Below are 21,177 nucleotides of genomic sequence, written 5' to 3' on the forward strand. Positions count from 1 at the left end.
CCCGGCGGGGGCCTGCCGGGGCTGCCGCTCGGTGCGGAAGGCGGGCGCGCCGAAGGGGCCGCCGGGGGCCCCGGCGGGCCGCGCCGGGGCCGGGACGGGCCGGGAGGCCGGTTCGACGGTCGGCGCTCCGGCGCTCTCGGCCGGAACGGCGTTGCTCTGGTACGGGTGTGAGGGCACGTCACAAGAATGCCCTGCGCCACCGACAGCGGGCCGGGGAGGCCCTCGCCACCCGGGCGGGCGCACGACGCGCCCCCGTACGCCACACCCGCTACGCCGGTCGGCGCACTCCGATCTGCGGGTCCCGCGCCTCCTTCCTACGGTGGCTGAATGATCGTCACGTCAGCTGTCCGTCATGCCGCCGCCGGTACCGCGGCGGTGCTGTTCGTGCTGTCCGCCCCGGCGGCCACGGCGTCTCCCGTCACCGCGTCCGCCACCGGCGCCGCGGTCTGGCCGGCCTCGGCCGCCTCCCCTGCCCTCCCGGTCTCCTCCGAGGCGGCCGGGTCCGTCCGGGAGCCCACGCCGCCCGCGCGGCGGCAGGTCGACCGGGCCCGGCTCGACCGGAAGGGCACCCAGGTGCAGGCGCTCCCCGGCGCGCCCGACGTGCCCTCGCTCTCGGCGCTCGCCTGGGTCGTGGCGGACGCGTCCACCGGCGAGGTGCTCGCCGCGCGCAACGCGCACCGGCGGCTGCCGCCGGCCAGCACCCTCAAGGCCCTGTTCGCCCTGACGGCGCTCCCCCACCACGACCCCTCCGAGCGGCACACCGTCGAGGATTCCGAGCTGACCGGGATCGGGGACGGGAGCAGCCTGGTGGGGGTGAAGGAGGGGTACACATACAAGGTCTCCGACCTGTGGAACGGCGTGTTCCTGAGCTCCGGGAACGACGCGGTGCACGTGCTGGCCTCGATGAACGGCGGCTGGGAGGCGATGACCCGGCAGATGCAGGAGAAGGCCCGCTCCCTGGGTGCCACCGACACCCACGTGGTCTCCCCCGACGGCTACGACGCCCCGGGGCAGGTGTCCTCCGCGTACGACCTGGCGGTGTTCGGCCGGGCCGGTCTCCAGGACCCGGAGTTCGTCCGGTACTGCTCGACGCGGTACGCGGACTTCCCGGCGGGCTCCTGGTCGTACGGCATCGCCAACACCAACCGGCTCCTGACCGGAGAGGACGGCGTGTCCCGCTACCCCGGGCTCATCGGGATCAAGAACGGCTACACCAGCGGTGCGGGCAACACCCTGATCTCGGCGGCCCGGCGGGGGGACCGGACGCTCGTCGTCTCGGTGATGAACCCGCAGGGCGGCGGGGGGATGGCCGTCTACGAGGAGGCGCGGGAACTCCTCGACTGGGGCTTCGAGGCGGCGGACCGGGTCCAGCCGGTGGGCTCCCTGCTGCCGGTACGGACGCAGGACGCGGACGCGGGCACCAGGGCGGTGTCGGCGGCCCGTGACGACGGCGCCGCGGAGCCGGTCGGCCGGGCGCCCCGGGCCGGCGCCGAAGTGGAGGCAGCGGCGGAGGCACGCGCCCCGGACAAGTCGGCGAAGGCCCCCGCGCGGGCTTCCTCGGACGCTTCGGCCGGCCTTCCGCTGACCCTGCTGGGCACGGCGTGCGCGGCGGCCCTCGCCCTGTGGGCCTGGCGACGCAGGACGGCCCGCGAGGCGGGCTGACCGGGCGGTCGGCGGGCGGACGCCGGGCGGGGTGGGCCGACCGGAGCGGCGGCGGGCGGGTGCTCCGGGCCGCCGCCCGGCCTGCTCCGCCGCCGCTCCCCCGCTCCCTCAGGCGCCCACGTACGCCGCCAGGTGCTCGCCCGTGAGGGTGGAGCGTGCCGCCACCAGGTCGGCGGGGGTGCCCTCGAAGACGACGGTGCCGCCGTCGTGGCCCGCGCCCGGGCCGAGGTCGATGATCCAGTCCGCGTGGGCCATGACCGCCTGGTGGTGTTCGACGACGATGACCGACTTGCCGGAGTCCACGAGCCGGTCGAGCAGGCCGAGGAGCTGCTCCACATCGGCGAGGTGGAGGCCGGTGGTGGGCTCGTCGAGGATGTAGACGCCGCCCTTCTCGCCCATGTGCGTGGCCAGCTTGAGCCGCTGGCGCTCGCCGCCGGAGAGCGTGGTGAGGGGCTGGCCGAGGCTGAGGTAGCCGAGGCCGACGTCGGCGAGACGGGTGAGGATCCGCCGGGCGACCGGGGTGGCGGCCTCGCCCGAGGCGAAGAACTCCTCGGCCTCGGTGACGGACATCGCGAGGACCTCGCTGATGTCACGGCCGCCGAGGAGGTATTCGAGGACCGAGGCCTGGAACCGCTTGCCCTCGCAGTCCTCGCAGGTGGAGGAGACACCGGCCATCATGCCGAGATCGGTGTAGATGACACCCGCGCCGTTGCAGGTCGGGCAGGCACCCTCGGAGTTCGCGCTGAACAGCGCGGGTTTCACGTCGTTGGCCTTGGCGAAGGCCTTGCGGATCGGGTCGAGCAGCCCGGTGTACGTGGCCGGGTTGCTGCGGCGCGAGCCCCGGATCGGGCTCTGGTCGATCGACACGACGTCGTCGCTCACGGGAATCGAGCCGTGCACGAGCGAGCTCTTCCCGGAGCCGGCGACCCCCGTGACGACGGTGAGGACCCCGAGCGGGACGTCGACGTCGACGTCCCGCAGGTTGTGGGTGTTCGCGCCCCGGATCTCCAGGGTCCCGCCGGGCTCCCGCACGGTGTCCTTGACGGAGGCCCGGTCGTCGAAGTGGCGGCCGGTGACGGTGCCGGCGGTCCGCAGCCCCTCGACCGTGCCCTCGAAGCAGACGGTGCCGCCCGCCGTACCGGCGCCGGGACCGAGGTCGACGACGTGGTCGGCGATGGCGATCGTCTCCGGCTTGTGCTCCACCACGAGGACCGTGTTGCCCTTGTCGCGCAGTTGCAGGAGCAGTTCGTTCATCCGCTGGATGTCGTGGGGGTGGAGGCCGACGGTGGGCTCGTCAAAGACGTAGGTGACGTCGGTGAGCGAGGAGCCGAGGTGCCGGATCATCTTGACGCGCTGCGCCTCACCGCCGGACAGCGTGCCCGCGGGCCGGTCAAGGGACAGGTAGCCGAGGCCGATCTCCACGAACGAGTCGAGGGTCAGCTGGAGCGCCGTGAGCAGCGGCGCCACCGACGGCTCCTTCAGGCCCCGGACCCAGGCGGCCAGGTCGCTGATCTGCATCGCGCAGGCGTCGGCGATGCTGATCCGCTTGATCTTCGACGCCCTGGCCCCCTCGGCGAGTCGCGTGCCGTCGCACTCGGGGCAGGTGGTGAAGGTGACGGCCCGCTCCACGAACGCCCGGATGTGCGGCTGCATCCCCTCCTTGTCCTTGGCCAGGAACGACTTCTGGATCCGCGGGATCAGCCCTTCGTACGTCATGTTGATGCCCGCGATCTTCATGCGGGTCGGCTCGTGGTGGAGGAAGGCGTGCAGCTCCCGCTTGGTGTACTTGCGGATCGGCTTGTCCGGGTCGACGAGGCCGGACTCGGTGTAGAGGCGGTAGTTCCAACCGCCCGGCGTGTAGCCGGGGATGGTGAGCGCGGCCTCGGAGAGCGACTTGGAGTCGTCGTACAGCTGGGTGAGATCGATGTCGGAGACCGAGCCGCGGCCCTCGCAGCGCGGACACATGCCGCCGGTGCGGTTGAAGGTGGCCTTCACGGCCTTCTTCGCGCCGCGCTCGACGGTGATGGCGCCGCTCGCCCGCACCGACGGCACGTTGAAGGCGTAGGCGCTGGGCGGGCCGATGTGCGGCTTGCCGAGCCGGCTGAAGAGGATGCGCAGCATCGCGTTGGCGTCGGTGGCGGTGCCGACCGTGGAGCGGGGGTCGGCGCCCATCCGCTGCTGGTCGACGATGATCGCCGTCGTCAGTCCGTCGAGCACGTCGACCTCGGGCCGGGACAGGGTCGGCATGAAGCCCTGGAGGAACGCGCTGTACGTCTCGTTGATCAGCCGCTGCGACTCCGCGGCGATCGTGTCGAAGACGAGCGAGCTCTTGCCCGAGCCGGAGACGCCCGTGAACACCGTGAGCCGGCGCTTCGGGATCTCGATGCTGACGTCCTTGAGGTTGTTCTCCCGCGCGCCGTGCACGCGGATCAGATCGTGGCGGTCGGCCGGGTGCGGCGACTGCCTGTCCGCCCTGGGGGCCTTGCTCATCATCTCTCCAGCTGTCGCGCGGGGCCGAAACGTGGACCGGCACGACCCGTCGTCTGCGACGGCCGTCGTATCGCGGGGTCCATGGCAGCCACGCTAGCGGCGGCCGGTCGGCGACGCTTCTCACATCCTGATCGACCCGTGGATCCCGGTCGGCCGCCCGACCCGCTCGGCCCTGGGGGTACCGATCGGTTCTCGCGGTCAGGCCCCGGGCAGGCCTTCCAGGGTCGGCCGGGGCGCGGGGCCGGTTCCGGCCACGTAGAGTTCGGCGGCGTGGACGGCCCGGGGAGCGGTGCGCTCTCCCATCAGGACGCACAGCGTGTACGCCGTGTCCTCGAAGCGCCGGCGCGCCGACAGGTCGCACGGCCTGGCCAGCACGGCCCGCTCCTGGGCGCGGTAGTGCCGGAGCAGCCGTTCGACCGTGTTCCTGTCGGGCAGCAGCATGGTGTCCTCCTTCTCCTGAGTCGCTCCATACTCCCGGTCGACGGCCACGCCCGCGACCGACACGGACACGCTGTGTGACGACTCTGGGCAGAGAAGCGTCCCGGAGTGCGCTTCCGCCCGCGATGCAGGAGGGTCGAAGACATGAACCCGAGCGCTGTTCCGCGGGTGGTCGTCACCGGCGCCACCGGCAACGTGGGCACCAGTCTGGTACGGCTCCTGTCGAGCGAGCCGCGCGTCGGCTCGGTCCTGGGTCTCGCCCGGCGGCGGCCGGGACTCGAACTCCCGGGGGTGGAGTGGGCCGAGGTGGACATCTCCCTGGAGCGGGACGAACCGAGACTCGCGCGGTACCTCGCGGACGCGGACGCGGTCGTCCACCTCGCCTGGCGGTTCGGGCCGACCCACGACCCGGTGGCGACCTGGCGGACCAACGTCCTGGGGGCCGTGCGCGTCTTCGACGCGGTCGCGGCGGCCCGGGTGCCGGTGCTCGTCCACGCCTCCTCGGTGGGGGCGTACTCCCCCGGCCCGGAGGGCGGGGCGCCGGTGTCCGAGGCGTGGCCGACCCATGGCTGGCCGGGTGCCGCGTACACCCGCGAGAAGGCCTACCTGGAGCGGGTCCTCGACACCTTCGAGCGGGACCATCCGCTGATCAGGGTGGTCCGGATGCGTCCGGCGTTCCTCTTCAAGGAGGAGTCGGCGAGCGGGCAGCGGCGGATCTTCGCGGGCCGTTTCTTCCCCGGATCGCTGATACGGCCCGATCTGCTGCCGATGCTCCCGGAGTTCGAGGGGCTCCGCTTCCAGGTCCTGCACACCGAGGACGCCGCCGACGCCTACCGGCGGGTGCTGCTGCGGGACGTGCGGGGCCCGTTCAACCTGGCCGCCGAGCCGGTGATCGACGGGGCGACCCTGGGCGAGCTCCTGAACGCCCGGCCGGTCCGGGTCCCAGCGGGTGCGGTGCGGGGCGCCCTGTCGGCGGCCTGGCGCCTGCGGCTCGCCTCGGCCTCCCCCGGTCTCTTCGACGCCCTGCGGCACATGCCGCTCCTCGCCACGGAGCGGGCGCGGCGCGAGCTGGAGTGGGAGCCGTCGAGGAGTTCGCTCGACGCCCTGGAGGAGTTCCTGCGCGGGGTCCGCACGGGCGCGGGCGACGACACGGGCCCCCTGGTGGGACACCGCATCGGCTGACCGCGTCGAACCGCCCGGGGCACGGACTCGGTCCGGCCACGGCCCCGCACGCGAGCACGCGCGCGGGGCCGTGGCCGGCCTCCCCCACCCCCGTCAGCGTGCCGTGCCGGACCAGTCGACCAGGCGGATCGCCCCGCCGGCCGCCTCGCGGCCCCGGCAGTGGGCGCGGTGGCGTCGCAGGAAGGCCTCGATGTCGAGGTGGCGGGCGAACTCGGGGCGCGCGGCGAGGCGTCGGGCGTAGGCCCACAGGGCCGGGTATCCGGCGACCCGGTCCATGGCGGCGGCGTCCAGGTGCCAGCGGTGGACGGTGTCGAGCTGGACCAGGGTGACCCAGACGTGGACGTCGGCGGCGGTCGGCGCGTCGCCGAGCACGTACGGGTCGGCGGCGAGCCTGCGCTCCAGGGAGCCGAGTGCCGCGAAGAGGACGGCGAGCGGATCGTGGTGGGCCGCCTCGCCGTCGAGTCCGAGCTCGCCGGCGTGCTGGGCCGCCCGGTTGACGCTCCGCTCGCAGAGGTCGGCGATCGCCTCGATCTCGCCCCGGTGCTCCTCGGGCAGCAGCTCGGGTCCTTCGCCCCGGAAGCGCAGCGCGAGGTCCCGGATGATGTCGGGGACGTGGGTGCTGACGATCCGTCCGGTCCAGCTGTCGCTCAGGACGGGCGCGGCGGCCGGGCCGTCGTAGAGGTGGGCGCTCGCCTCGTACAGCGGGCGCAGGGCGGTGTACCCGCCGTCGGGCGTGTCGGGGGTCTCGGGCAGCACGGTGAGCGGGAGCGTGTCGTCGAGTCCGAGGAGGCTGTGGGTGAGGACGATGCCCAGACAGTCGGGGTCGTACGGGGCGACGTGGAGGCGGTAGCGGTGGGGCACGGCGTAGTGGCCGCTGTGCACGTCGCGACCGATCCGGCCCCGGAAGGCGGGCACGGCGGAGGCGGGCAGCAGCGAGGACGGGACGACGGACATGCTTCTCCCTTGAAGGTGCTCGGTGCTGGGTCGGGGCGGCGCGCGGCGCGCCGGTCGCGACGGCGCGACGGCGGCACCGGCCGCGCGGGGCCCGGAGGCAGCAGAGGTACGGGAAGAGGAGACGGGCGGGGCCCGACGGGGCGCCACGAGGGTCGGGAGGGGGTCTGGACGGACGATCGTCCCGACGGGCGGGCTCCTCGACGGGCGGGCGCCGTGGCGGCCGGGCGTCCCGGCGGGCGGGACGCTCGGCCGGGCGGCTACGCGGCGCTGCAGACCCGCAGCAGATCGATGTGGCGGCGGGAGGTGAGGGGCAGGGAGCGCGGGAGGGGTGCGGCGAGTGAGGTGTTCCGCCGACCGCTGCGTCCCATGGTTCCCTACCTGTTCGCTCGGTTTCCTCGTTCCTGAGTGTCCGACCGCCCAAGGGCGGCGTCAAGGGTGCGGTACGGGTCACCTTTCCGGGCTCACGAGCCACCTTCCCGCGGACACGGGCCACCTTCCCGGCCACGGGCCTCCTTCCCGGGGGCGCGGGTCACCTCCCCGGCGTCGCGGGTCACCTTCCCGGCGTCGCGGGTCACCTCCCCGGGGACGCGGCTCGCCCGGCAGGGGCGCGGTTCCCGTCACCCGTGTGCGGAATAATGCGCGCATGCGCATTTCAGCCAGGGCCGACTACGCGGTGCGTGCCGCCCTCCAGCTCGCCGCCGCCCGGGACTCGGGGCCGCTGAAGGCCGAGGCCATCGCCGAGGGCCAGGGCATCTCGCACAAGTTCCTCGAAGGCATCCTGGGCGACATGCGCAAGGGCGGTCTGGTGCAGAGCCAGCGCGGCGGGAACGGGGGCTACTGGCTGGCCCGGCCGGCGGAGTCGATCTCGGTCGCGGACGTCATCCGGTGCGTGGACGGCCCCTTGGTCTCCGTGCGCGGCGAGCGGCCGCCGGACCTGTCGTACACCGGCCCCGCCGAGTCGCTGCTCACGCTGTGGATCGCGCTCCGGGCCGGCGTCCGCGAGGTGCTCGGGGTGTCGCTCGCGGAGGTGGCGGCGGCCCGGCTGCCGGCCGGAATCGTCGACCTCGCGGACGACCCGGAGGCGTGGACCAACCCCTGACCGGCGGGGTCAACCACGCGCGACCTGCGGAGACTTGACCGCGTCTCACTGATCAAGACGAGCTTGTCCAGCTTTCGGACGCCCCTTGGGGCGGGGCGACCACCTCTGCCACTATCCCTACTATTCCAGTGGGAATACTAGGGATCATGTGAGGTGACGTGAGTACGCCGAGGAAATCGCCGAAGAGACCAGCGATACGCACCGCCTCCGCACCGTCGGGCCGACCCCCCTCCGGAGCGGGCGCACGCCCGGCCGACCTGCTGGTCGACCGCCTGGTCGACCGGCCCGCGGACGACGAGATCTGGCCCCGCGTCACCCGCGAACTCGCCGACGACCTCGCCGTCGACGCCCTCACCAGGGACCGGGCCGGCAAGGCGCCGTTCGACGAGGTCGCCCGGCTCCAGGAGGCCGGGCTCCCGGCCCTCCTCACCGCACCGGGACCGAACCGGCGGGGCGCCGACTGGCGGGCCGCGTGTGCGGTCGTACGGGAGATCTCGGCGGCCGACAGCTCGGTGGGCGAACTCCTCGCCCACCACTACGCGCTGTCCTGGAGCAGCCGCTTCTTCGGCCCGCTGCGGGACGCGGGCCCCGCGCAGCCGACCGGCGCCGCACGCACCTCCGCCACCTCGCGCACCTCCGGCGCCTCGCACCCGCCCGCACCCGAGCTCGACGCCCGTACGGCCGAGGAGCGCTGGCTGCTCGCCGGCGGCATCGAACCGCCGCGCAACGAGACCGAACCCGGTCTGACCCTCACCCCCGCCGACTCGGGCGGCGGCTGGTTCCTCGACGGGCGCCGCGCCTTCGCCTCCGCCGTGACCGTCGCCGACCGGTTCGTGGTCGCGGCGCGCCCCGGCGGCACGGGCGACCTCCTCGTCGTGCTCGTGGACCCGGCCGGGTCCGGGGTGTTCACCGACGGCGGTACGGAGCGGGTGGGGCAGCGGCTCGCCGGCGCGGGCACCGTCACGTTCGACCGGGTCCCCGTGGCGCCCGAGGACGTCCTCGGTGTCCTCCCGCACGACGAGCACGCCGTCGCGCCGTTCACCACCCTCGCCCCGCTCGCCCTGCGGCTGCTCCTGGTCCAGGTCGGGCTCGGCATCGCCGAGGGGGCGCTCGCCGAGGCCCGGGACATCAGCCGCGCCGACCAGGCGGGGCCGGGCGCGGGCGGTCACGTCGGGGGCCCCTCGGCCTCGGACGGCTCCGCTCCGGTCGGCACCGGGGACGACCCGTACCTCCTCCTCGCCTACGGGGAACTGGCGACGGCCGCCCACGCCGCCGCCGCGGTGGTCGAGCGGGCGACGGACGCCCTGACCCACGGTCTGCTGGCCGGCTGGTCGCTCGGCGTGGAGGAACGGGCCGACATCGCCGTCCTGGTGGCGGCGGCCGAGACGGTCACCGGTCGCGCGGCCGTGCACATCACCACCCGGATCCTCGAACTGGTCGACGGCACCGCGGGCGCCGACGTCCGGGGCGGCGGGCCCGGCTTCGACCGCTTCTGGCGCAACGCCCGCGCGCTCACCGCCCCCACCCAGGCGGCCCACCGGCTCCGCGACATCGGGGACCACTACCTCAACGGCACCCACCCCCGCCTCACCCTGCTGGCCTGACGGGACGCGTCGCCCCCGGAACCCGGGGAAGGCGGCGAAGGGACGGACGGACCGGCATGTCGGGCCGTCCGGCCCTCCCGTCGGGCCGCCGATGGGCCCAAGCTGGGAGGAGAACGGCCCTGCCGACCGGCGGGCCCGACACCGCACCCGTGGAGGCAGCCTGATGAGTCGTGAGATCGTCGCAGGAGTGGACGGCTCCCCGGAGAGTCTCGCCGCGGCCGACTGGGCCGCCCGCGAGGCCCTCCACCGGGGGCTCCCGCTACGGCTCGCGCACGCCTGGCGCTGGGAACCGATCGACCTCCCCCTGGTCCAGGACCGGGAGACGCAGGAGCGCGTCGCGGACGCGGTCCTGCGCGAGGCGGAGACCGCGCTCGCCGACCGCTACCCGGAGCTCGCCCTGACGGCCGAGGTGCTCCGCGACACGCCCGTCGCGGCGCTGCTCGGGACCGGGGAGCGGGCCGAGATGCTCGTCATCGGCTCGCGGGGCCACGGGGCCGTGACGGGCTTCCTGCTCGGCTCGTACGGCCAGCAGGTCATCGCCGGCGCCACCCGCCCGGTGGTGGCCGTCCGGTCCCGCGACGGCGAACCGGCCGAACCGCCCACCGGGCACGTGCTCGTGGGGCAGCTCGGCGACCCGGAGGACAGCGCCGCCGCCCTGGGCTTCGCCTTCGCGACGGCCGCGGCGCGCGGGGCCTCGGTGCGGGCCGTGCGCGCGTGGAGCCTGCCGCCCCTGTACGCGTACAGCCCGGCCTCGATGCGGCTCGCCGACGAGGCCGGCGGGCTCGTCCCGTACGAGGAGAAGGCGCTGCGCGAGGCCCTCGCGCCCTGGCGTGAGCGCTACCCGGACGTGCCGGTCACCGAGCACGTCGAGCTGGGCAGCGCCGGGCAGGTGCTGCTCTCCTCCTCGGGGGCCGCGCAGCTCCTGGTCGTCGGCCGGCGGGCCGGGCGGGGCGCCCTCGGGTCCAGGATCGGTTCCGTGGCGCACGCGGCGCTCCATCTGGCGCCCTGTCCGGTGGCGGTCGTCCCGCAGGGCTGACAGGGTCTCTTGTGGTTGACGCGTCAGGTTGACGCGTCGCGTTGACGAGGAGTGTCGGGGCGGTCGGGGCCGGACAGTGTTACCGCCGTCGCCCCGGTGGCTCTCTCCAGCGCCGGACCGTCCGGCGACCACGGCGAGAGAGCGGAGTTCCATGCGGCACCACGACCGTTCCGGTCACCCCGACGACCCCGGACCCATCTCACACCCCGACGGTTCCCCGCGGGACCTCGCGGCGGAGACCGTACGCGAGGAGGACCCTCCTCCGCGTACGGCCGGCCGGCACCGCAGGGACGGCGGGGCACGCCGACGACGCCGGTCGCCCCGCCCCTCCTTCCGTACCGCCGTCACCGTCGCCGGAGCCGCGGCCGCCGTGCTGACGGTGGCCACCGGGATGTACGTGGCCTCGTGGGACTCCGCCACCGCCGGAGCCGTGTCCAGCGTGCCGGAGACCGTACGGATGACGGCGCCGGGCCCCCCGGGCACCGTGGTTCCCGTCGTCGCGGAGGCCGGGCCGGGCTCCCCGCGGCCGTCGGTCCCCGCCGACGCGGCCACGCCCTCCCCCGGTGCCGGGCGGACCGGGCCGGGGCCGAAGGCGGAGTCCGAGCGGCGGGGCGTGGCCTCCGCGGCCGTGGCCCCGGCGGGGAAGGCGGCGCGGTTCGTGCGGGAGGTCGTCGCCCTGGCCAACGCCGAGCGCGAGAAGGCCGGTTGCGGCCCGCTGCGTGCCGAGGGCCGTCTGCGGACGGCCGCCCAGGGGCACGCCGACGACATGGCCGCGCGGGACTACTACGAGCACGCCGACCCGGAGGGCCGGGACGCGGGCGACCGGATGAGCGGCGCCGGGTACGACTGGAGCACCTGGGGGGAGAACATCCACCGGGGGCCGAAGACCCCGGCCGGCGTCATGGAGGGCTGGATGGGGAGTCCCGGCCACCGGGCGAACATCCTCAACTGTTCCTTCGAGGACATCGGCGTCGGGGTGACCCTCACCGCCAACGGCCCCTGGTGGGTGCAGAACTTCGGGGTGAGGCGCTGAGCACCGGCCGCTGACGTCAGGGTGCGGGGGCGGCCAGCTTCTGCACCCAGACCCTGCCGTCGGGGCCGGGCGCCGACGCCACGCCGGTGTCCCGGTACCGGCAGTCGAGCATGTTCTGCTCGTGCCCCGCGCCGTCCGTCCAGTCGTCGACGACGGTCGCGGGGTCGTTCGCACCGCGGTCCAGGTTCTCGGCCCAGGCGCTCCAGTCGTATCCGGCGGCGGTGATCCGTGAGTCCGCGGCCTCGCCCTCGGGGCTGGCGTGTCCGTAGTAGCCGCGCGCGGCCATGTCCCGGGCGTATCCCCGGGCCGCCTCGGTGAGGCGGGGATCGATGCGCAGCGGGGCGCAGCCCGCCGACGCCCGGAGCCGGTTGACGAGTCCGGTCACCCGCTCCTCGGCGGTGGGCGCGGGACGGGTGGTGCGGCGCGGTGTGGGCGGCGGGGTCGTCGGCGCGGGGGTGGTGGTGGTGACCGCCGGGGCGGGCGGTGTCGTGGTCCGGGGGGAGGGCGCCGGGGGTGCGGCGACCGGGGCGGCGGGAGCCAGGCGCGCGCGTGGCTCCTGGGGTACGAGAAGGGCGACCGCTCCGAGGACGACGACGGCCGCGGCTCCGGCGACGCCGGCGCGGCGGAGCGGTGTCCACCGGGAGACGGTCTCCAGGGCGACGGGTTCCGGGGTGGGGCCGTCCGTGAACGCGAGCGCGAGCGGGGGGACGAGGCCGAGGCCGACGAGCAGTCCCTCGACGGGGGTGAGGCCGCTGCGGCCGGTCACACGGGCGGTGCAGGCGGCGCAGCTCCGCAGGTGCCGGGCGACGCGCTTGCGCCAGAGCGGGGAGGGGCGGCCGTCCCAGGTGGTGACGGTCTCGGCGAGCCCGGGGCACCGGGGTACGGCGTCGAGGGCGCGGACGACGGTCCGGCCGGTTTCGAGGCGTTCCTTCATCCGCTGGATGCGGACGGCGGCGTGCTGCGGGGTTATCCCGTCGAGGCCTTCGACGAGTTCGGCGCGGGTCAGCTCGCCGGCGGCCTCCAGCCACCACAGGGCGAGGAGTTCGCGGTCGTCCTCGTCGAGCCACCGGGTGGCGCGGGCCACGTCGCGGCGCTGCCCCGAGAGGCCGAGGCGGAGGATGGTGACCTCGGTGAAGTCCCCGGCCGGGTCGGCGAGCTCCATCGCGCGGTCGAGGCCGGGCACGGGTGCCTGCTGGCGCTCGCGCCAGCGGCGGCGTATCCCGTTCATGGCGATGGCGACGAGCCAGGACCTGAAGCGGGCCGGGTCGCGGAGGCCGGTCAGGCCGTCGAGGGCGCGGACCATCGTCTCCTGGACGATGTCGTCCGTGTCGGCGTGCCCGTCGAGGGCGCGGCCGACGATGTTGTGGACGAGGGGCAGGTACGCGCGTACCAGTGTGTCCCTGGCCTGCGCGTCACCGGCCCTGGCCGCCTCCACCAGTGCGGTGGTGCGGCGCTCGTCGCTGTGCATGGATCGCTCCCTCATCCCTGGTACGAGTCCCCCGTCGTTCGGAGACCCACGGGCTCGGGAGGGATAACACTTTTACACGGGTGGTACGGGAAGCTACACGGGTGGTACGGGGAGCGTCGGGACCGTGGCCCCGTGGCCCTCCCGGACGGCCTGCACGACGGCGTCGTGCAGATCGCGGCTCTCTCCCTCCGACGCGCACGGAACGGGACTGCCCGACATGGTGAACCAGTCGGATGCGCCGCTGTACTGCACGGCCACGCGTGCCTCGGTCTCGGTCCAGGTCGTGTGCACGGTCACATCGCCCGTGACGACGCCTGCCTCGACGGTCAGCACCCCACCTCGCCCGGTGTAGACACCGGCGGTCGTCCAAGATGCCCAGCTCATCCATCCAGGTTCACACCCGAACGGCGGATGCGCCACCGACGGGACCGCCCCGGCCGGAGGAGTTCCGGCCGGGGCGGTACGCGGGGCGCGTACCGGGTCAGGCGAGGGACGCGACGGCCTCGTTGAACGTGGCGGACGGGCGCATCACGGCCGCGGCCTTGGCCGGGTCGGGCTGGTAGTAGCCACCGATCTCGGCCGGGGAGCCCTGGACGGCGACGAGCTCGTCGACGATCTTCTGCTCGTTGGCCGCGAGGGTCTCGGCCAGCGGCGCGAAGGCCTTGGCCAGCTCGGCGTCCTCGGTCTGGGCGGCCAGCTCCTGGGCCCAGTACAGGGCCAGGTAGAAGTGGCTGCCGCGGTTGTCGATACCACCGAGGCGACGGGTCGGCGACTTGTCCTCGTTGAGGAAGGTGCCGGTGGCGCGGTCGAGGGTGTCGGCGAGGACCTGGGCACGGGAGTTGCCCGTGGAGGTCGCGAGGTGCTCGAAGCTGGCGGCCAGGGCGAAGAACTCGCCGAGGCTGTCCCAGCGGAGGTAGTTCTCCTTGACGAGCTGCTGGACGTGCTTCGGGGCGGAGCCGCCGGCGCCGGTCTCGAAGAGGCCGCCGCCCGCCATCAGCGGGACGACCGAGAGCATCTTGGCGCTGGTGCCCAGCTCCAGGATGGGGAAGAGGTCGGTCAGGTAGTCGCGGAGGACGTTGCCGGTGACGGAGATGGTGTCCTCGCCGCGGCGGATGCGCTCCAGGGAGAACTTCGTCGCTTCGACGGGGGACAGGATCCTGATGTCCAGGCCCTCGGTGTCGTGCTGCGCGAGGTACTCGCCGACCTTGGCGATCAGGCGGGCGTCGTGCGCGCGGTTCTCGTCCAGCCAGAAGACGGCCGGGGCGCCGGTGGCGCGGGCGCGGGTGACGGCGAGCTTGACCCAGTCCTGGATGGGCAGGTCCTTGGTCTGGCAGGCGCGGAAGATGTCGCCCTCGGCGACCTCCTGCTCCAGGACGACGTTGCCCTCGGAGTCGACGAGGCGGACGGTGCCGGCCTGCGCGATCTCGAAGGTCTTGTCGTGGGAGCCGTACTCCTCGGCCTTCTGCGCCATGAGGCCGACGTTGGGCACGGAGCCCATGGTCGACGGGTCGAAGGCGCCGTTGGCGCGGCAGTCGTCGATGACGACCTGGTACACGCCGGAGTAGCTGTGGTCCGGGAGGACCGCGAGGGTGTCGGCCTCCTGGCCGTCCGGGCCCCACATGTGGCCGGAGGTGCGGATCATGGCCGGCATCGAGGCGTCGACGATGACGTCGGACGGCACGTGCAGGTTGGTGATGCCCTTGTCGGAGTCGACCATCGCCAGGGCGGGGCCCGCGGCGAGCTCGGCCTCGAAGGAGGCCTTGATCTCGGCGCCCTGGGGGAGGGACTCCACACCCTTCAGGACGCCGCCGAGGCCGTCGTTCGGGGAGAGGCCGGCGGCGGCCAGCGTCTCGCCGTACGTGGCGAAGGTCTGCGGGAAGAAGGCGCGCACGACGTGGCCGAAGACGATCGGGTCGGAGACCTTCATCATCGTGGCCTTGAGGTGCACGGAGAAGAGCACGTCCTCGGCCTTGGCCCGGGCGACCTGCTCGCTCAGGAAGGTGCGGAGGGCGGCGGCGCGCATGACGGCGGCGTCGACGACCTCGCCGGCGATGACCTTCAGCGGCTCGCGGAGCTCGCTGGTGGTGCCGTCGGCGGCGGTGAACTCGAAGCGCAGGGTGTCGTCCGCGGTGACGACGACGGACTTCTCCGTGGAGGCGAAGTCGTTCTCGCCCATGGTGGCGACGTTCGTCTTGGACTCGGGGGTCCAGGCGCCCATGCGGTGCGGGTGGGCCTTGGCGTAGTTCTTGACCGAGCCGGGCGCGCGGCGGTCGGAGTTGCCCTCGCGCAGGACCGGGTTGACGGCCGAGCCCTTGATCTTGTCGTAGCGGGCGCGGACGTCCTTGTCCTGGTCCGTCTTCGGGTCGTCCGGGTAGTCCGGGAGGGCGTAGCCCTGCGCCTGGAGCTCGGCGACCGCGGCCTTGAGCTGCGGGATGGACGCCGAGACGTTCGGCAGCTTGATGATGTTGGCGCCGGGCGTCTTGGCCAGGTCACCGAGCTCGGAGAGGGCGTCGGCGATGCGCTGGCCCTCCTCCAGGAACTCGGGGAAGACGGCGATGATGCGGCCCGCGAGGGAGATGTCCCGCGTCTCGACCGTGACGCCGGCCTGCGAGGCATACGCCTGGATCACGGGCAGGAACGAGTACGTCGCCAGGGCGGGCGCCTCGTCAGTGTGGGTGTAGATGATGGTCGAGTCAGTCACCAGGGTTCTCCAGCTCCACGTCTGCGTATGCGAGATTGCTCGACATCAAGATATCTCGTGATCGAGGTCCTCCGTAAAGGGCCCCACGACCTCGTCGTCCCGGGGCACCCCGGCGGCTTCGACGAAAGGTCCGCCGAGCCGGTACGGGGCGGGGGCACCGTCCACGTCGACGCGGCGCAGCAGAGCGAGCGGGACGAGCCCCGCGGCGGCGACCACACCCGCGGCGAGGGCCTGGCCGCAGCGGTGGGCGAGCCGGAGCTCGGCCGGGTCGTACGGGGCGGTGGCGGGCAGGGCGAGGGTGTCGCCGAGGAGCCAGAGGCCCGCGCCAAGCCCGGCGGCGGCCACCAGGACGAGGGGCACGATCGCCGGGAGGCCGGTCGGGGCGGGCCCGCGCCGGGCTCCGGGGCGCACCTTGCCCCTGCGGGCGAGGAGGGCGAGGAGGCCGCAGTGGACGGCCAGGACCACCAGGGCGGCGGCGATGACGTCGCCGGGCCGGTGCTGCCCGGCCGCGATCGTGTACGCGCCGACGGCGGCGGCCCAGAGAACGGCGGCGCCGACGACGAGGCCCCGGAGCCGGTACGGGACGACGAGGACCAGGCCGAGGGCGACGCCCAGGGCGAGGGTGGTCTGGACGCTGGGGAAGCCGCTCGTCGCGAGCCCGACGGTGTCCAGGAGGCGGGGGCGCGGCGCGTACCGCTGGAGCAGTCCGGTGAGGGCGAGGGCGGTGACGACCGCGCCGGCGGCGAAGCCGGTGAGGGCGTACCGCTTGCGTATCAGGCCGACGGCGACGAGGAGGACGCAGCCGAGGACCAGGGAGAGGGTGGTGAACCCGGCGAGCGACGGGTGCTCGCGGAGGACGGTGACGGCGGCGGAGTCGGCCCGCCGGCCGGTCATGGCGGCGTCGCCCCAGCGGCGGCCGGTCGCGGTGAGCACGAGGCCCGCGTAGACGACCGTGAGCAGGAGGACGGCCCCGAGGCAGGCGCGCCGGGTCCGGGTGCGGACGCGGGTGCTGAACGATCCCGCGGCCTCGCCCGCCACGGCGGCGTACCACCAGGTGTCACCGGACTGCAGCGGCCTCGGGGGGCCGCCCGCGCGAGGCCTGTCGTAGGAAGCCATGCCCCGATTCGAACCCAGGTGCGCCCACCTCGCCCGCTGGACGCACCCGAACGACACGCCGAGGAACCGCGGACGGCGTCCGTGCCCCGCGAGGCCGCCCACCGGCGTGTGCCGCCGTGGCCGACGCCGTCGGGCGTGCGGCCGCCGCGCTCGAAGCGGTGGGGCGTGCGGCCGCCGCGCCCGAAGCCGTCGGGCTCAGGCCACCGCCGCGGGCCTCGGAGGCGTACGGTCGCGGCGGCGCGTCCCGTACAGCGTGAAGGCCGTGTTCACCAGGGCCACGTGGCTGAGGGCCTGGGGCATGTTCCCGAGCTGGCGGCCGGCCACCGGGTCCCACTCCTCGGCGAGGAGTCCGACGTCGTTGCGGACGGCGAGGACCCGCTCGAAGACGGCCCTGGCCTCGTCGCGGCGGCCGGTCAGGGCGAGCGCGTCGGCGTACCAGAACGTGCAGGCGAGGAAGGTCCCCTCGGTGCCGCCGAGGTCGTCGAGTCCATGGGTGCCGCCGTACCGGACGTCGCCGTAGCGGCGCAGGAAGCCGTGGTCGTCGAGCCGTGCCATCGCCCGCACGGTGCCGAGCACCCGGGGATCGTGGGCGGGCAGGAATCCGAGCCGGGGGATCAGCAGGGCGGTCGCGTCGACCTCGTGGCCGCCGTAGTACTGGGTGAACGACTGCTGTTCCTCGCTCCACCCCTGGGCGCAGACCTCCGCCCGCATCTCGCGGCGCAGGGCCTGCCAGTGGCGGAGGGAGCCGCGGAGACCGGCGACCCGGGCCAGGCGGACCGCCCGGTCGGCGGCGACCCAGGCCATGACCTTGGAGTGGACGAAGTGGCGGCGCGGGCCCCTGACCTCCCAGATGCCCTCGTCCGGTTCCTGCCAGCGTTTGCCGAGGTACTCCAGGAGCGAGGCGACCAGGGCCCAGGCCGTGGCGTCCAGGGCGACCCCGGCCCGGACGGCCGAGTAGACGGTGCTGAGCACCTCGCCGTAGATGTCGAGCTGGAACTGGCCGACGGCCGCGTTGCCGAACCTGACGGGGCGTGAGTTCTCGTAGCCGGGCAGCCAGTCGGCGTGCCGCTCGGGGAGGCGCCGCTGCCCCTCGACCCCGTACAGCGGCTGGAGGTCGGCGGGGTCGCCCGCGACGGCGCGGACCAGCCAGTCGTTCCAGGCGAGCGCCTCGCGGCGGTAGCCGCCGCGGAGCAGGCAGGAGAGGGTGAAGGTGGAGTCGCGCAGCCAGCAGAAGCGGTAGTCCCAGTTGCGCTCCCCGCCGATGGACTCGGGGAGCGAGGTGGTCGCCGCGGCGACGACCCCGCCGGTGGGGGCGTAGGTGAGGGCCTTGAGGGTGAGCAGGGAGCGGATCACGGCCTCGCGCGCGGGTCCCTCGTACCGGAGCGAGGCGGACCAGTCGTTCCAGAAGGCGAGGGTACGGGTGAGGGCGGCGTCGATCCCGGCGGGCGGGGCGGCGGGAGGCACGGGAGTGTGCGAGGGGCGCCAGCCGAGGACGAACGCGACGCGCCGTCCCGCCGTGACGGTGAAGTCGACGGTGGCGCGGTCCGGGGTGACGACGGGTTCGACGCCGGGCCCGCAGGAGAGGTAGGCGGCGTCGGGTCCGGCGACCCAGGCGACGGTGCGGCGGTCGACCGAGCGGGTCCAGGGCACGATGCTGCCGTGGTGGAAGCGGACCCTCAACTCGCCCCGCACGTCGACCCGTCCGGCGATCCCCTCGACCACACGGACGATGCGCGGGGAGTCCTCGCTCGGCGAGCGCGGGGGCATGAAGTCGGTGATCCTGACGGTGCCGTCGAGGGAGTCCCAGACGGTGTCGAGGACGAGCGTGTCGCCCCGGTAACCCCTGCGGGTGCAACGGGCCCTTCCCACGGGTGCCAGGAGCCAGCGGCCGTGGCCCGGATCGCCGAGGAGGGCCGCGAGGCAGGCGGGCGAGTCGAAGCGCGGCGCGCACCACCAGTCGACGGACCCGTCGGTCCCCACGAGCGCGGCCGTCTCCAGGTCACCGACGAGGGCGTAGTCCTCAATTCGCCCTGCCATGACCGGATTGTATGCCTTACGGGATTCCCTTGCCGAATCGGCCGTCGTTTCGGCGGGGCCCGATCGAAAGCCCGTCAGGAATTCACGCGCCACCGCTCGGCCGTGCGCGGGTGATCGATCGTCGGCCCGTTCCGAGTTCGGCCGGTGCTTCGTTTCGCGGGGTCTCGCATACCCTTCCCCTTTTCTTGACGGGATCTCCGCCGCGCAGGATCGTGGAGAACGCGGGTCATTCGGAGAACGCGGGTCCGCCGCGCGGAAGGCCGTACGGATGAGTAGTGACGCACACCCCCTGCGCCGGTCGACCGACCACGCGCCCGGTCCCGGCACGCGGACGGTGAGTCTCGTCCTGACGGTCCGCCCCGACGGCGGCGACCCCGGACCCGCACTCGACCCGCTCCTCGACCAAGTGCCGTCGAGCGTGCGGGAGGTGGTCCTCACCGGCGGGCCGGCCGGGGACCGGCGGGAACGCCCGGGGCTCACCGTGCGCGGGCTCGGCCCGTGGGACACCGGCCGGGGCGACATCCCGCACGCGGGACTGCTCGCCGCGACCGGCGATCTGATCGTGCTGATGAACGCCGACGGCACCATGTCGCCGCACGAGATCCCGCATTACCTCCACTATCTGGAAAGCGGTTACGACTTCGTCAAGGGCTCGCGTTTCATCGCGGGCGGCGATTTCGCCGACTATCCACTCTCGCGGCGGCTCGGGCACCGCGCCCTTCTGCGGGTCGCGCGACAAATTTACGGCCAGCACCTGACCGACCTCTGGTACGGATTCTGCGCGTTCCGCCGGTCTTTCGTGGACCTGCTCGACCTGCGCGAGGACGGCGTCGAACTCGGGGCCGAGCTCGTCACCCACGCGCTGCACTACGGGCTGCGCGTCGCCGAGGTGCCGAGCCTCGAACTGCCCCGGCGTCACGGGCCGTCGCACCCCCGCACGATCCGTGACGGAGTCCGCATCCTCGGCACCCTGCTCGACGAACGGCCCCACAACGCCCTGTCCCGGCTCGCGCACCGCCCGTTCCCCCGGCGCGACGCCCGCGACCCCTCCGCTTGACGCCGCACCCGCAAGGGTGATAGCGCTGGAACAAGCATCATTTCAGGACAAAGTAGACCCTGAGCGCACATCCTCGGCAGGGTCGGTTGCCGGAAGAGGCTCATCGTGACCTCCACCCCCCACAGCCGAACGCCGGTGGCATCCGTGGCGCATCCGCTGCGCCGGGTGACCGACTGGCCCCTCGCCGACGCCCGGCGCCGTTCACCCCACCGCCCGGCCCACCGCCCGGCCGCCCACCCGGCCCGCCGGGCGTCCGACCGGATCACGGCCGCCGTCGCTCCGCCCCGGCGCCGGTCGAGCAGGCCGCACGGCGGCGCACGACGGCGGCGCGGCCGGGCCGGCCGCACACGCACCGCCCGCCGCAGCCGCGGCTCCGGCGGCCCAGCGGGCCCGGCCGGATCCTCCGAACCGGCCGGTCCTGAACGCCCGGTGCGGAGGATCCGGTCCCACCGCGCCCCCGCGGCCCTGCCGCGACCCACCCCCGCACCGACCCCCCACGCGCCCGTGCGCCCCGCGCCCCGCGCCTTCCCCCGAGGAGGCGAGGCGTGATGACCGCCGCACGCGCGCACGCACCGCTCCCCCGCCGGCTCGTCCGACCGCCGGTGGAACTGGAACTGCTCATCCCGGCCTTCAACGAGCAGCGCCGGCTGCCCTCGACGGTGGCCGCCACGGTCGACTACCTGGCCGGACGGCCCTGGTCCTCGGCGGTCGTCGTGGTCGACAACAACAGCGCCGACGGCACCCTCGACGTCCTGGAGCGCTTCGCCGGCTCCCCGGTCCCGGTCCACGCCATCGGCTGCAGCGACCAGGGCAAGGGCGCGGCCGTCCGGCGCGGCATCGAGACCTCCTCGGCCCGCTTCATCGGCTTCGCCGACGCCGACAACGCCACGCCCGTCGAGACCCTGGACCGGGTGATGGTGCTGCTCCGGGCCGGGCACGGCGCCGTCATCGCCTCGCGCCACGCACCCGGCGCACACCTGGACGTGGAGCAGTCGGCGCTGCGGCGCGGCGGCGGTCTGCTCTTCCGTACGCTGGCGCACCTGTCGCTGCCCGGAGTCGCCGACACCCAGTGCGGGTTCAAGTTCTTCTCCGGTCCGCTCGCCCACACGATCGTGCGTGACTGCCGCATCGACGGCTTCGCCTTCGACGTCGAACTGCTCGCCCGTGTGGTGCGGGCCGGGCGGGACGTCGTGGAGGTGCCCGTGGTCTGGCACGACGTTCCCGGTTCGACCTTCTCGGCTCGGCGCGACGGACTGCGCTCGATGGCCGACCTCCTGCGCATCTCCCTGGCCCGGTGATC

The 21,177-nt window shown here is 74.2% G+C and carries 16 protein-coding genes; 8 read left to right on the plus strand and 8 right to left on the minus strand.

All coding sequences use genetic code 11. The features are described from left to right. Positions 1 to 327 precede the first annotated feature (327 nt). The gene (locus tag ABT129_RS14805) at positions 328 to 1,662 is read left to right on the plus strand and encodes a D-alanyl-D-alanine carboxypeptidase family protein (RefSeq protein ID WP_351900746.1); all 1,335 of its coding nucleotides are present in this window, start codon (positions 328 to 330) and stop codon (positions 1,660 to 1,662) included. Positions 1,663 to 1,770: 108 nt separating this feature from the next. Here the strand turns inward: ABT129_RS14805 and ABT129_RS14810 are convergent, their stop codons facing one another. Both ABT129_RS14810 and ABT129_RS14815 read right to left on the minus strand, forming a co-directional pair. Next, a complete protein-coding gene (locus ABT129_RS14810; protein WP_351900748.1) occupies positions 1,771 to 4,152 on the minus strand; it encodes an ATP-binding cassette domain-containing protein in 2,382 nt (793 codons plus the stop codon). A 198-nt stretch (positions 4,153 to 4,350) separates the two neighbouring features. After that, positions 4,351 to 4,593, minus strand: coding sequence for a DUF5133 domain-containing protein (locus tag ABT129_RS14815; RefSeq protein ID WP_351900750.1), 243 nt, complete (start codon positions 4,591 to 4,593; stop codon positions 4,351 to 4,353). A 141-nt stretch (positions 4,594 to 4,734) separates the two neighbouring features. Between ABT129_RS14815 and ABT129_RS14820 the strand changes: the two genes are divergently transcribed. Beyond that, positions 4,735 to 5,772 carry an NAD-dependent epimerase/dehydratase family protein gene (locus ABT129_RS14820; RefSeq protein WP_351900752.1) on the plus strand — a complete coding sequence of 346 codons (1,038 nt, stop codon included), beginning with the start codon at positions 4,735 to 4,737 and terminating at the stop codon, positions 5,770 to 5,772. 93 nt (positions 5,773 to 5,865) lie between these two features. Here ABT129_RS14820 and ABT129_RS14825 read toward each other — a convergent pair whose 3' ends face one another. Then, entirely contained in the window at positions 5,866 to 6,726 is an 861-nt protein-coding gene (locus ABT129_RS14825; RefSeq protein WP_351900754.1) for a glutathione S-transferase C-terminal domain-containing protein, read from the minus strand. A 643-nt stretch (positions 6,727 to 7,369) separates the two neighbouring features. Between ABT129_RS14825 and ABT129_RS14830 the strand changes: the two genes are divergently transcribed. The 4 genes from ABT129_RS14830 (at position 7,370) to ABT129_RS14845 (ending at position 11,498) form a co-directional block, all read left to right on the plus strand. Next, positions 7,370 to 7,825, plus strand: a complete 456-nt coding sequence (locus ABT129_RS14830; protein WP_351900756.1) for an RrF2 family transcriptional regulator — start codon at positions 7,370 to 7,372, stop codon at positions 7,823 to 7,825. A gap of 158 nt (positions 7,826 to 7,983) precedes the next feature. Beyond that, positions 7,984 to 9,429, plus strand: coding sequence for an acyl-CoA dehydrogenase family protein (locus ABT129_RS14835; RefSeq protein ID WP_351900758.1), 1,446 nt, complete (start codon positions 7,984 to 7,986; stop codon positions 9,427 to 9,429). Between the two features lie 163 nt (positions 9,430 to 9,592). Continuing rightward, positions 9,593 to 10,465: a universal stress protein gene (locus ABT129_RS14840; protein WP_351900760.1), complete on the plus strand. Its 873-nt coding sequence runs from the start codon at positions 9,593 to 9,595 to the stop codon at positions 10,463 to 10,465. 151 nt (positions 10,466 to 10,616) lie between these two features. After that, positions 10,617 to 11,498, plus strand: coding sequence for a CAP domain-containing protein (locus tag ABT129_RS14845; protein ID WP_351900762.1), 882 nt, complete (start codon positions 10,617 to 10,619; stop codon positions 11,496 to 11,498). A 16-nt stretch (positions 11,499 to 11,514) separates the two neighbouring features. Here the strand turns inward: ABT129_RS14845 and ABT129_RS14850 are convergent, their stop codons facing one another. The 5 genes from ABT129_RS14850 to ABT129_RS14870 all read right to left on the minus strand — a co-directional run bounded on the left by ABT129_RS14850 (position 11,515) and on the right by ABT129_RS14870 (position 18,820). Then, complete coding sequence (locus ABT129_RS14850) at positions 11,515 to 12,966, minus strand: sigma-70 family RNA polymerase sigma factor (RefSeq protein WP_351900764.1); 1,452 nt, start codon at positions 12,964 to 12,966, stop codon at positions 11,515 to 11,517. Positions 12,967 to 13,059: 93 nt separating this feature from the next. Further along, positions 13,060 to 13,350 (minus strand): hypothetical protein, encoded by a 291-nt coding sequence (locus ABT129_RS14855; protein ID WP_351900766.1) that lies wholly within the window; start codon positions 13,348 to 13,350, stop codon positions 13,060 to 13,062. 97 nt (positions 13,351 to 13,447) lie between these two features. After that, the gene (locus ABT129_RS14860; protein ID WP_351900768.1) at positions 13,448 to 15,667 is read right to left on the minus strand and encodes an NADP-dependent isocitrate dehydrogenase; all 2,220 of its coding nucleotides are present in this window, start codon (positions 15,665 to 15,667) and stop codon (positions 13,448 to 13,450) included. A 45-nt stretch (positions 15,668 to 15,712) separates the two neighbouring features. Beyond that, on the minus strand, positions 15,713 to 16,783 hold the full coding sequence (locus ABT129_RS14865) for a phosphatase PAP2 family protein (RefSeq protein WP_351900770.1): 1,071 nt from the start codon (positions 16,781 to 16,783) through the stop codon (positions 15,713 to 15,715). Between the two features lie 195 nt (positions 16,784 to 16,978). Next, positions 16,979 to 18,820: a glycoside hydrolase family 15 protein gene (locus tag ABT129_RS14870; protein WP_351900772.1), complete on the minus strand. Its 1,842-nt coding sequence runs from the start codon at positions 18,818 to 18,820 to the stop codon at positions 16,979 to 16,981. A gap of 268 nt (positions 18,821 to 19,088) precedes the next feature. Between ABT129_RS14870 and ABT129_RS14875 the strand changes: the two genes are divergently transcribed. Further along, on the plus strand, positions 19,089 to 19,877 hold the full coding sequence (locus ABT129_RS14875) for a glycosyltransferase family 2 protein (protein ID WP_351900774.1): 789 nt from the start codon (positions 19,089 to 19,091) through the stop codon (positions 19,875 to 19,877). A 548-nt stretch (positions 19,878 to 20,425) separates the two neighbouring features. Next, complete coding sequence (locus ABT129_RS14880; protein ID WP_351900776.1) at positions 20,426 to 21,175, plus strand: glycosyltransferase; 750 nt, start codon at positions 20,426 to 20,428, stop codon at positions 21,173 to 21,175. The last annotated feature ends 2 nt before the right edge of the window (positions 21,176 to 21,177 follow it).

Source organism: Streptomyces sp. NPDC002057, from assembly GCF_040296665.1.
Lineage (GTDB): Bacteria > Actinomycetota > Actinomycetes > Streptomycetales > Streptomycetaceae > Streptomyces.

Coding starts and splice junctions, on each gene's coding strand:
- ABT129_RS14805 (WP_351900746.1), top strand. CDS start 328: ATGATCGTCACGTCAGCTGTCCGTCATGCCGCCGCCGGTACCGCGGCG.
- ABT129_RS14810 (WP_351900748.1), bottom strand. CDS start 4,152: ATGAGCAAGGCCCCCAGGGCGGACAGGCAGTCGCCGCACCCGGCCGAC.
- ABT129_RS14815 (WP_351900750.1), bottom strand. CDS start 4,593: ATGCTGCTGCCCGACAGGAACACGGTCGAACGGCTGCTCCGGCACTAC.
- ABT129_RS14820 (WP_351900752.1), top strand. CDS start 4,735: ATGAACCCGAGCGCTGTTCCGCGGGTGGTCGTCACCGGCGCCACCGGC.
- ABT129_RS14825 (WP_351900754.1), bottom strand. CDS start 6,726: ATGTCCGTCGTCCCGTCCTCGCTGCTGCCCGCCTCCGCCGTGCCCGCC.
- ABT129_RS14830 (WP_351900756.1), top strand. CDS start 7,370: ATGCGCATTTCAGCCAGGGCCGACTACGCGGTGCGTGCCGCCCTCCAG.
- ABT129_RS14840 (WP_351900760.1), top strand. CDS start 9,593: ATGAGTCGTGAGATCGTCGCAGGAGTGGACGGCTCCCCGGAGAGTCTC.
- ABT129_RS14845 (WP_351900762.1), top strand. CDS start 10,617: ATGCGGCACCACGACCGTTCCGGTCACCCCGACGACCCCGGACCCATC.
- ABT129_RS14850 (WP_351900764.1), bottom strand. CDS start 12,966: ATGCACAGCGACGAGCGCCGCACCACCGCACTGGTGGAGGCGGCCAGG.
- ABT129_RS14855 (WP_351900766.1), bottom strand. CDS start 13,350: ATGAGCTGGGCATCTTGGACGACCGCCGGTGTCTACACCGGGCGAGGT.
- ABT129_RS14865 (WP_351900770.1), bottom strand. CDS start 16,783: ATGGCTTCCTACGACAGGCCTCGCGCGGGCGGCCCCCCGAGGCCGCTG.
- ABT129_RS14870 (WP_351900772.1), bottom strand. CDS start 18,820: ATGGCAGGGCGAATTGAGGACTACGCCCTCGTCGGTGACCTGGAGACG.
- ABT129_RS14875 (WP_351900774.1), top strand. CDS start 19,089: ATGAGTAGTGACGCACACCCCCTGCGCCGGTCGACCGACCACGCGCCC.
- ABT129_RS14880 (WP_351900776.1), top strand. CDS start 20,426: ATGACCGCCGCACGCGCGCACGCACCGCTCCCCCGCCGGCTCGTCCGA.